At 72.6% G+C, this 1,658-nt stretch carries 1 protein-coding gene; it reads left to right on the top strand.

The genetic code is table 11. The features are described from left to right. The first annotated feature begins 145 nt into the window (after positions 1 to 145). Positions 146 to 1,630 carry an aminopeptidase P family protein gene (locus ACFRMQ_RS40600; RefSeq protein WP_380735944.1) on the top strand — a complete coding sequence of 495 codons (1,485 nt, stop codon included), beginning with the start codon at positions 146 to 148 and terminating at the stop codon, positions 1,628 to 1,630. The last annotated feature ends 28 nt before the right edge of the window (positions 1,631 to 1,658 follow it).

The following is a 1,658-nucleotide window of genomic DNA, read 5'->3' as shown; positions in this document are numbered from 1 at the left end:
GCCCCGGACCGCCCGGGCGCCCGGCTCCCCCGAGCCGGCGCCCGGGCGGTTTCCGTTGCGGAGGTCGTGGTCAGGCCCTTCTCTTCGGCGCGTGTTCGATATACGGTACAAAACGCTTGTTACGTATCCCCGGCGTAGCGAGGCATTGTCGCATCCCCTCCCGCCCTCATCTGGAGATTCCGCAGTGACCGAGCCCACCGAGCCGACCGAGTCCATCAAGTACCGCAAGAACGGCCTGACCCGCGGGGTGACCGACGAGCTCGCCGAGAACATGACGCGGGGCTGGGCCGACACCGAGCGCACCACCCTGGAGCCGGTGGCCCAGGCCGCGTACACCGCCCGCCGCCGGGCCGCGCTGTCCGCCGCCTTCCCCGGCGAGTTGCTGGTGGTCCCGGCCGGCAACCCCAAGGTGCGCGCCAACGACACCGACTACCCGTTCCGCCCCTCCTCCGACTACGCCTACCTCACCGGCGACCAGTCCGAGGACGCCGTGCTGGTGCTGCTGCCCACCGGCGGGAGCGGCCACGAGGCCGTGCTCTATCTGCGCGGCCGCTCCCGCGTCGACAACGGCGAGTTCTGGCTCGACGGCCACGGCGAGCTGTGGGACGGCCGCCGCAACAGCCTCACCGAGAGCGAGCGGCTGTTCGGCCTGCCCTGCCGGGACGTCCGCGCCGTCCACGCCGACCTGCGCGCCGCCACCGGCCCGGTGCGGGTGCTGCGCCGGCACGACGCGGGCGTGGAGACGGCCCTCGCGGACCGCCTCTCCACCGAGCTGGACGACGAGTTCGAGGTCTTCCTGTCCGGACTGCGCCTGGTCAAGGACGCGTGGGAGATCGAGGAGATGCGCTTCGCCTGCGCGGCGACCGCCCGCGGCTTCGAGGACGTGGTGCGCGTCCTCGGCACCGACACCGAGACCGCCGAGCGGCTGATCGAGGGCACCTTCTTCCTCCGCGCCCGGGTCGAGGGCAACGACGTGGGCTACAGCACCATCGCCGCGGCCGGCCCGCACGCCACCACCCTGCACTGGGTGCGCAACAACGGCCACGCCAAGCCGGGTGACCTGCTGCTGCTCGACGCGGGCGTCGAGACCAACCACCTCTACACCGCCGACATCACCCGCACCCTCCCGGTCAGCGGCCGCTTCACCGGGATCCAGCGCAAGGTCTACGACGCCGTGCACGCCGCCCAGGAAGCCGGCATCGCGGCCGTCAAGCCGGGCGGGCGGTTCCGCGACTTCCACCACGCCGCCCAGCGCGAGCTGGCCGAGCACCTCACCTCCTGGGGCCTGTTCGGCGACCTGAGCGCGGACAAGGTGTACGAGCTGGGCCTGCACCGCCGCTTCACCCTGGCCGGCACCGGCCACATGCTGGGCCTGGACGTCCACGACTGCGCCCACTCCCGCACCGAGGAGCACGTCGACGGCCCGCTCGTGCCGGGCATGGTGCTCACCGTCGAGCCGGGCATCTACTTCCAGGAGAACGACCTGACGGTGCCGGAGGAGTACCGGGGCATCGGGGTGCGGATCGAGGACGACATCCTGGTCACCGAGGACGGCAACGAGAACCTCTCCGCCGGCCTCCCCCGCACCTCCGACGAGGTCGAGGCCTGGCTGGCGCGACTGCGCGGCTGACGAACGGCCGCGGCCCGTGCTCCCGCCC

Origin of the sequence: Kitasatospora sp. NPDC056783 (assembly GCF_042789895.1) — a bacterium.
GTDB lineage: Bacteria > Actinomycetota > Actinomycetes > Streptomycetales > Streptomycetaceae > Kitasatospora.
Note: the sequence above shows the minus strand (reverse complement) of the source record. Positions and strands in the feature narration are given on the sequence as shown.